The organism is Paracidovorax sp. MALMAid1276 (assembly GCF_049198005.1).
In the GTDB taxonomy this organism is placed as follows: domain Bacteria; phylum Pseudomonadota; class Gammaproteobacteria; order Burkholderiales; family Burkholderiaceae_C; genus Acidovorax.
Genome location: NZ_JBMIRS010000127.1, coordinates 1 through 8,312, shown reverse-complemented (window position 1 = coordinate 8,312; position 8,312 = coordinate 1). Strand labels below are relative to the sequence as shown.

The 8,312-nt window shown below is 70.3% G+C and carries 10 protein-coding genes; 8 read left to right on the top strand and 2 right to left on the bottom strand.

Translation table 11 applies throughout. The annotated features are described in order from the left end of the window. A partial coding sequence (locus tag ACOQFS_RS08865; protein ID WP_421562526.1) for a methyl-accepting chemotaxis protein occupies positions 1-429 on the top strand: 429 nt, incomplete at its 5' end. A gap of 163 nt (positions 430-592) precedes the next feature. Here ACOQFS_RS08865 and ACOQFS_RS08860 read toward each other — a convergent pair. Then, a complete protein-coding gene (locus ACOQFS_RS08860) occupies positions 593-1,735 on the bottom strand; it encodes an alpha/beta hydrolase family esterase (RefSeq protein ID WP_421562525.1) in 1,143 nt (380 codons plus the stop codon). A gap of 306 nt (positions 1,736-2,041) precedes the next feature. On the opposite strand from ACOQFS_RS08860, the gene ACOQFS_RS08855 reads away from it, so the two are divergent. The 5 genes from ACOQFS_RS08855 (at position 2,042) to ACOQFS_RS08835 (ending at position 5,018) form a co-directional block, all read left to right on the top strand. Then, a complete protein-coding gene (locus tag ACOQFS_RS08855; RefSeq protein ID WP_421562524.1) occupies positions 2,042-2,605 on the top strand; it encodes a cysteine hydrolase family protein in 564 nt (187 codons plus the stop codon). 15 nt (positions 2,606-2,620) lie between these two features. Next, positions 2,621-2,929, top strand: a complete 309-nt coding sequence (locus ACOQFS_RS08850) for a DUF1272 domain-containing protein (protein ID WP_421562523.1) — start codon at positions 2,621-2,623, stop codon at positions 2,927-2,929. A 50-nt stretch (positions 2,930-2,979) separates the two neighbouring features. After that, entirely contained in the window at positions 2,980-3,966 is a 987-nt protein-coding gene (locus ACOQFS_RS08845; RefSeq protein ID WP_421562522.1) for a GlxA family transcriptional regulator, read from the top strand. Between the two features lie 150 nt (positions 3,967-4,116). Then, positions 4,117-4,623, top strand: coding sequence for a GAF domain-containing protein (locus tag ACOQFS_RS08840; protein WP_421562521.1), 507 nt, complete (start codon positions 4,117-4,119; stop codon positions 4,621-4,623). Then, the gene (locus tag ACOQFS_RS08835; protein WP_421562520.1) at positions 4,620-5,018 is read left to right on the top strand and encodes a histidine kinase; all 399 of its coding nucleotides are present in this window, start codon (positions 4,620-4,622) and stop codon (positions 5,016-5,018) included. Before ACOQFS_RS08840 ends, ACOQFS_RS08835 begins: the two co-directional genes overlap by 4 nt. A gap of 84 nt (positions 5,019-5,102) precedes the next feature. On the opposite strand, the gene ppk2 is transcribed toward ACOQFS_RS08835, so the two are convergent. After that, a complete protein-coding gene (gene ppk2, locus ACOQFS_RS08830) occupies positions 5,103-6,017 on the bottom strand; it encodes a polyphosphate kinase 2 (RefSeq protein ID WP_421562528.1) in 915 nt (304 codons plus the stop codon). Positions 6,018-6,192: 175 nt separating this feature from the next. Between ppk2 and ACOQFS_RS08825 the strand changes: the two genes are divergently transcribed. Beyond that, positions 6,193-7,227 carry a transporter gene (locus tag ACOQFS_RS08825; protein WP_421562527.1) on the top strand — a complete coding sequence of 345 codons (1,035 nt, stop codon included), beginning with the start codon at positions 6,193-6,195 and terminating at the stop codon, positions 7,225-7,227. A 98-nt stretch (positions 7,228-7,325) separates the two neighbouring features. Beyond that, positions 7,326-8,201 carry a plasmid replication/partition related protein gene (locus ACOQFS_RS08820; RefSeq protein WP_421562519.1) on the top strand — a complete coding sequence of 292 codons (876 nt, stop codon included), beginning with the start codon at positions 7,326-7,328 and terminating at the stop codon, positions 8,199-8,201. Positions 8,202-8,312: the final 111 nt, after the last annotated feature.

Genomic DNA, 8,312 nt, shown 5'->3' with positions numbered 1-8,312 from the left:
GTGGTGGCCAGCGAGGTGCGCAGCCTGGCACAGCGCTCGTCCGAGGCCGCCAAGGAGATCAAGGCGCTGATCGGCCACTCGGCAGAGCAGGTCAAGGCGGGCGCGGACCTGGCCCAGAACGCCGGCACCACCATGCAGGAGGTGGTGACCAGCGTGCAGCGCGTGTCGGCCGTGATCGAGGAGATCAGCCAGGCCAGCCGCGAGCAGACCGACGGCATCGAGCAGATCAACCAGGCCGTTGCGCAGATGGACCAGGGCACCCAGCAGAACGCCGCCCTGGTGGAAGAGGCCACCGCTGCGGCGGCGGCACTGCAGCAGCAGGCGCATGAGCTGAATCAGGTGGTGGCCGCCTTCCAGCTGCAAGGGGGCGGGCATGGCGGCGCCCCGGCGGGGTTGCCTGCGGCAGCAGCGCCCCGGCAGTTGCGCTGATGCACTGATTGGGGCGATGTCGTTGGCGGCAGCGGTGGCTGGGCAGGCTCCGCTGCGCAGGTGCATCACCTTTCTGCGATGCACTGAATTCGATAGCAAAAAGCCCTTATCCAATAAGCGCTGAGGCCTGTTTTGGCTCAAATTTTTGAAGCCTGACACAGGTCTAGGAGCCCCACTGCCGCGCCACAAAGGCCCAGATCAGCGCTGATGCGTCGGGCCCGTCCGGGTCGCTGTAGGGCTTGCGCGCGGTGCCGCCGCTCCAGGCATGGCCCAGGCCCTGCACCTCGCGCAGCACCACCACGGCCCGGCCGCGCGTGCGGTATTCGGTCACGCGCGTGGCGTGGCGCTGGCCGCGCCGCACCACCCTCGGGGCCCCGGGGCGCGCGCCCAGCGCCTGGGCCCAGGCCTGCGCCGTGGTTTCTGCGTTGCGCAGCGACACCACGCGGTCGGCATCGCCGTGCACCACCAGCAAGGGCGGCAAATGCCGCGCCAGTGCCGCCCCACCCGCAGCAAGCGGCGCCAGGGGCGCACCCAGGCCCGCACCGCCCTGCAGCGCGGCCGCCGCCGCTGCACCCGGCGCGCCTGGCACACCGGCAGGCTCGGGCAGGTGCGCATCGCGCCGCCCGTGCATGGCGGCCAGCGCGGTGGCGGCAGAGTCTGCCGCGCCCGGCGCCACGCCGGAGTGCATGGCCACCGCACAGAACCGGTGCGGATAGCGCGCCGCCATCAGCGCCGCCATGCTGGCCCCGGCCGACAGCCCGGCCACGGCCACGCGGCCCAGGTCCACGGGGTGGCGGCGGGCCACCAGGTCCACGGCGGCCAGCAGCGTGGCGGCCTCGGCGTCGGCCTTGCCGCTGCGCCGCTCGAACCAGTTCCAGCAGCCATGGGCGTTGGCCAGGCGCTCCTGCTCGGGGTAGAGCACCAGAAAGCGCTCGCGCGCCGCCAGGCGCTGCATGCGAGACAGATCGGCCAGATCGCGCCCCGTCTGGTCACAGCCGTGCAGCATCACCAGCAGCGGCAACGTCTGCCCCGGGCGCAGCGGCGGACCCGGCGGCAGATAGAGATGAAAGCGCCGCGCCCCTGCAGGCCCCGGCGCCACGCCCGACTTCCACAAGCCGCGCGATGCCGGCGCCCGCGCCGCCGCCGCAGTGCCCCGTGCTGCAACGGTGCGGGGCGCAGCAGCAGGAGGCTTTTGCTTCACCCGTGCCAGCGGGGCCGCACGCGTGGCCCGCGCCAGCGCGCGCAGATTGCGCTGGTAGGCGCGCGTGAGGGCCAGCAGGGAGAACGCGGGTTTGCGGCGGGGCATGGGCAGCGGGGGCAGTGGGTGTCGATGGGTCAAAACCAAGGGAAAACCCTGACCACCATACCAGTTTCGTGCCAGACACCGAAAGCGCTTTTATTTCGATAGCAAAGAATCTTTACTCAATAAGCGCTGACGGCATTTTTTGATGAAATTCTCCCGGGCCGCAGCCCCCACGGCGGTGCAGGTTTTCCCCTGGCGCCTATTAGATGTCTCAAATTGATCGCCACGTGGCACACTGCGGCCGGACACCGGGCACACAGTCGTTCAGCATGCAGGGCATCCTCTTTGCCAAAACCCTGGAGCACCGCCATGAAGTCCTGTCTGATAGTGATCGACGCACAAGAATCCTTCCGCCACCGGCCGTATTTCACCGACACCGACCTGCCCGCCTACCTGGACGCGCAGAACGCACTGATCGAGGGCTGCACGGCGCGCGGCGTGCCGGTGGTGCGCGTGCTGCACAGCGACGGCCCCGAGGTGGCCGACAACCCGTTCGCCCTGGCCTCGGGCCATGTGCGGCCGCTGCAGGGGCTCGCGCCGTTTGCGGGCCCGGGCTTCACCAAGTCGCGCCACAGCGCGCTGGTGGGCACGGGGCTGGATGTGTGGCTCACGCAGCAGGGCATCCAGCGCATCATCGTCAGCGGCATCCGCACCGAGCAGTGCTGCGAGACCACCGCCCGCCACGCCAGTGACCTGGGCTGGGAGGTGGACTACGCCCTGGACGCCACCCTCACCTGGGACATGGTGCAGCCCGATGGCAGGCCGTTGCGCGCCGCCGACATCCGGGCCCGCACGGCCACCGTGCTCCACGGGCGATTCGCCCACGTCACAACGGCCCGGCAGGCGCTCGCCCGCCTGGCCCCCGCAGCCTGACCCGAGGAGACCGCCATGCTGCAACTGCGCCCCACCTGCGAACACTGCAACACCGCCCTGCCGCCCGATGCGGAGCAGGCCCGCATCTGCAGCTTTGAGTGCACCTTCTGCGCCCACTGCGCGGACACGGTGCTCGGCAACGTCTGCCCCAATTGCGGCGGCGGCTTTGCACCCCGGCCCGTGCGGCCGGCCCACAACCAGCGCAACGGCAACTACCTGGGCAACCACCCGGCCAGCGCGCAGGTGCACCACCGGCCGGTCGACCTGGCGGCCCACGCCGCGCTGGCCGCACGGCTGCGGCACGTGCCGCCGGCACAGCGTTGAACCCCCCCCGCAGCAACACACATCGAGCCCGCGAACGGCCCCCGCCCGCCATGCCCCCAGCCACCGCACGCGATCCCATCCACGTCTACTTTGCCCTGCTGCCCGGCAGCCTGGTGCTGGACTGGGCCGGCCCCGCCGAAGCGCTGCGCATTGCCAACCAGGTGCAGCGCGCGCAGGGCCGGCCCGAGCCGTTTGCGCTGCACTTCGTGGGCCCCAGCCCGCAGGCAGTCACGTCGGTGGGCGTGTCGCTGACCGGGCTGGCCCCGCTGCCCGTGCCGCCGCCCGAGCCCGCGTGGGTGGTGCTGGTGGGCCTGCCGGGCCAGTGCATCGACACGGGCACGCCCGAGGCGCGCGCCCTGTTGCACTGGCTGCGCGGCCTGCGGCTGGCGGCGCACCGCTGCGAGCTGGTCACCGTGTGTGCCGGGGCGGTGCTGGCGGCGCACGCGGGTCTGCTCAGCGGGCGCCGGGCCACCACGCACCACCAGCACCTGCAGGAACTGGCAGGCGCCGACCCGCACTGCGAGGTCGCATCCAACCGCGTCTTCGTGGCCGATGGGCCGGTGCACAGCAGCGCCGGGGTGACCACAGGCATCGACCTCATGCTGCACCGCATTGCCGACATCTGCGGCCCAGCCGTGGCGGCCCAGGTGGCGCAATCCATGGTGGTTGCGCTGCGCCGGGGCCCGCACGACCCGGAACTGTCGCCCTTTCTGCACCACCGCAGCCACCTGCATGCGGCGCTGCACCGGGTGCAGGACGCCGTGGGCCAGCAACCCCATGCCGCGTGGAGCGTGCCGGCCATGGCGGCCGTGGCGCACACCTCGCCGCGCCACCTCACGCGGCTGTTTCTGGAGCACGCGGGCATCGCGCCGCTGGCCTACCTGCGCCGCATCCGCCTGGCCACGGCCGAGGCCGCGCTGCACGCCGGCCACAACGTGACGCAGGCCGCGCTGATGGCGGGCTTCAGCTCCGACACACAGCTGCGCCGGGCCTGGCACCAGTTCGGGCGGGCCGGCACGCCGTCGCAGCGGGTCTGAGGGCAGCGCCCCCCACTGCACGTTGTACGGCACCTTGTGCGGCACAGCCTTGCGCATGTTCGCGGCTGCACATCGGGTGGCGCTGCTGGCTGGGCCACGGCACGCGGCCCATAATGGCCGCCACCGCAACAGCCCCCGCCCTTTTCCGCCATGCAAGAGCCCCCGCGCCCAGAGAACGAGGACGACCGCCTGCGTGCCCTGCGCCAGCTGCTGATCCTCGACACCCCGCCCGAGGAGCGCTTCGACCGCCTGACCGCCTTTGCGGCCCAGGAGTTCGACATGCCCATCGTGCTGCTGTCGCTCATCGACGACGAGCGACAGTGGTTCAAGTCCCGCCACGGGCTGGACGTGTGCGAGACCTCGCGCGGCATCTCGTTCTGCGGCCACGCCATCCTGCAGGACGACACCCTGGTGGTGCCCGACGTGGCGCTGGACGCCCGCTTTGCCGACAACCCGCTCGTCACCGGCGAGCCGCACATCCAGTTCTATGCGGGCGCGCCGCTCAGGATGCCCGGGGGGCAGAACATCGGCACGCTGTGCCTGATCGACCGCACGCCGCGCCAGCTGGACGACATCGACCTGGCCATCCTCGCGTCCCTGCGCGACCTGGCCGTGGAAGAGCTGGTGCGCCGCGCCAGCGAGGAGCCCGCCCCATGAGCAGCGCCGCCTCCAGCCTGCAGCGCCCCATCCTGCTGCTCGAGCCCAGCTCGCTCACGGCCAGCATCATCGTGTCCACCGCCCGCCAGCTCAACCTGCCCGCCGTGCGCCAGGTCAGCAGCGTGCGCACCGCATCGCAGCGGCTTGCGGCCGAAGGTTTCTCGGGCGTCATCGTGTCGCTGGACGACGCGCCCGCCGCCATGTCGCTGCTGGAACAGGTGCGCGATGCCCGGTTTGCCGTGGATGCGCAGGTGCCCGTGGCCGTGACCACCGACCAGGTCGACGCCTCCACCGCCGTGCAGATGAAGGCGCTGCAGGTGCGGCGCGTGCTGCTCAAGCCGTTCAAGGTGCGCGACGTGATCTCGACCATCGAGATGCTGCGCGGCGAGCGCTGAATTTTTGGGTCTTTTCAGCCCCCAGCGCTTTACCACCAACCACTGACAGCTACACAAACAATAGCAGCAAAGGTTGCCGCAGCGTCAGTACAGCTCGGGCACGTACATCGTGGCGGGAACGGGCTGGCGCAGGTATTCTGGGTTGCGCACCCGGTCCGGCAGCACCACGGGCGGGTGGGGCACATCCTGGTAGGGCAGCTGCGACAGCAGGTGCGCAATGCAGTTCAGGCGTGCCTTTTTCTTGTCCACCGCCTGCACCACCCACCAGGGCGCTTCGGGGATGTGGGTGCGCTCCAGCATCGTTTCCTTGGCCTTGGTGTAGGCCTCCCAGCGAATGCGGCTTTCCAAGTCCATGGGGCTCAGCTTCCACTGCTTGAGCGGGTCGTGGATGCGGCCCAGAAAGCGCAGGTGCTGCTCTTCGTCGGTGATGGAAAACCAGTATTTGACGAGTGTGATGCCCGAGCGCACCAGCATCTTTTCGAACTCGGGCACGGTGCGGAAGAACTCCTCGTACTCCTCGTCGGAGCAAAAGCCCATCACCCGCTCCACGCCCGCGCGGTTGTACCAGCTGCGGTCGAACAGCACCATCTCGCCCGCGGCGGGCAGGTGTGCCACATAGCGCTGGAAGTACCACTGCGTGCGCTCGCGGTCGTTGGGCGCGGGCAGCGCCGCCACGCGGGCCACGCGCGGGTTCAGCCGCTGGGTGATGCGCTTGATGACGCCGCCCTTGCCGGCCGCGTCGCGCCCCTCGAACAGGATCACCACCTTCTGGCGCGTGTGCTGCACCCAGTCCTGCAGCTTCACCAGCTCGCCCTGCAGGCGGAACAGGTCCTTGAAATATTGCTGGCGCGCATGCCGGTCGGTGGGCTGGGGCGCGCCGATCTCGTCCACATTGCGGTCCTCGATCTCCAGTTCCAGCTCTTCGTCATAGCTGTCGATCAGGTCGTTGGCGATGCGCTGCATCAGCTCCTGGGTGTCGAGGTGGTTGGCGTGGAACATGGCGGGCAGCGCCTGCGCAGGCGGCAGGCGGCAAAGAAAAAAGCGATGCGGCATGGTGGATGCCCGGGGTGACAGCGGTGTGACATGCGCATGTCTGTCACGGCACTGTCACTGCCCGGGCCGACCATGCAGGCCCGTGCCCGCTGACGACCACCCCTCCTCTGCCCCTGCTGCCGTGCCGCCCCTGGCCGGTGCCGCCAGCCTCAGCTACGGCGCAGACGCCGCAGGGCTGATCTGCGGCTACCTGCTGGCCGAAGGAGCGCCGCCCCAGGCGCTGGACTCCGCCCAGGCCGCGCAGTGGCTCGCCAAGCGGCACACGCACGCTGCGCCCACCCCCTTCCTGTGGCTGCATTTCAATCTGAGCCATGCGCAGGCCGTGCGCTGGATGGAGCGGCACGCCGATCTGCCCGAAGCGTTTTTCGACGCGCTGAAGGACCGCTCGGTCTCCACCCGCATCGAGCGCGACGACGACACGCTGATCGCCGTGCTGAACGACGCGCACTTCGACTTTGCCTTCGAGCCCTCCGACATCGCCACGCTGTGGACCAGCGTGGCGCCGCAGCTGATGGTGACGGGGCGCACGCGCCCCCTGCGCTCGGTGGACGCGCTGCGCACCGCCGTGCGCACCGGCCACGCGCCCGGGTCCAGCGTGGGCCTGCTCGCCGAGCTGATGCGCACCCAGGCGTCGGGCCTGGTGAACATCGTGCGGGGCGTGACACAGCGCATCGATGACGTGGAAGATGCGCTGCTGGCTGGGCGCCTGGACCACAAGCGCGCCCGGCTGGGCGTGCTGCGCCGCCTGCTGGTGCGCTTGCAGCGCCTGCTGGCACCCGAGCCTGCGGCGCTGTTCCGCCTGCTGCAGCATCCGCCCGCCTGGATGAACGCCGAGGACGCGCAGGAGCTGCGCGATTCCACCGAAGAGTTCTCGGTGGTGCTGCGCGACATGCAGGGCCTGCAGGAGCGCATCAAGCTGCTGCAGGAAGAGATCGCCGCCAGCGTGCAGGAGTCCAACAGCCGCAGCCTGTTCGTGCTGACGGTGGTGACCGTGCTGGCACTGCCCATCAACATCCTCGCGGGGCTGTTTGGCATGAACGTGGGCGGCGTGCCCCTGGCCCACGATGCGCAGGGCTTCTGGATCATCGTGGCCGTGGTGGTGGCCTTCACGGCGGTGGCGGGCTGGCTGGCGCTGCGCGGCACGCGTGACCGGTAGGGCCGGAGAGGCCGGAGAGGCCGGTGAGAGCGGCAGGGGCGCCACTACAATGCCGCCCCTTCCCCCTGATCCCTGAGCCGCCTCCCTCACCGTCCCCCATGAACATCGTCGTCAACGAAGAACTCAAAGCCTATATCGAACCCCTGACCCCGGAGGAGCACGAGGCGCTGGAGCGCAGCATCCTCACCGAAGGCTGCCGCGACGCGCTGGTGCTGTGGGGCGATGTGCTGGTGGACGGGCACAACCGCTACGGCATCTGCCAGAAACACGGCCTGCCCTTCCAGACCGTGCAGAACCCGCGTTTCACGTCGATGGAGGACGTGCACCTGTGGATGATCGACCAGCACCTGGGCCGGCGCAGTGTGTCGGACTTCCAGCGCGGGGTGCTGGCGCTGCGCAAGCGCGAGATCATGGCCGAGCGCAAGGCGCGGGCAGCCACGGCACCGGCGCCCGACGAAGCGGCAGCACCCGCTGCCATTGAAGCCACCGCGCCCGAGGCCGCGGCCTCTCTGCCGGCCCCCGCCCCGCTGAACAGCCGCGAGGCGATTGCCAAGGCCGCCCGCCTGAGCAGCAGCCAGGTGGTGATGATCGAAAAGATCCAGAAACAGGCCGCGCCGGAGCTGGTGGCCGCCGTCAAGTCCGGCACCATCTCCATCAATGCCGCAGCGGCCGTCGCCACCCTGCCCGCCGAGGAACAGGTGGCCGCCGTGGTGGCCGGCAAGGACGAACTCAAGCAGGCCGCCAAGCGCGTGCGCGAGCAGAACAAGCGCAAGCCGCGCGATGAAGCACCCACCGAAGCGCCCTCCGAAGTAAGCCCCGCCGCAGGGGGCGCCGAGGGAGGCGCCGGGGGCAGTGCCGACGAGCTGCACGCGCTGCGCAGCCGCGTGGCCGAGCTCACCGCCGAAAACACCGAGCTGCGCCGCCAGGTGGCGCAGCTGCAGGCGGCGTTGCCCGAGGGCAGCGCGCCGTTCTGACCGGCGTTCAGGCGACGCTGAATAAGTCCCCGCGATGGCGCGCGCACCGGTTTGGGATGGACTGCAAGGCGCAAAGCGCAGCAATAGCCGTAGCTATTGCGAGCATTTGCA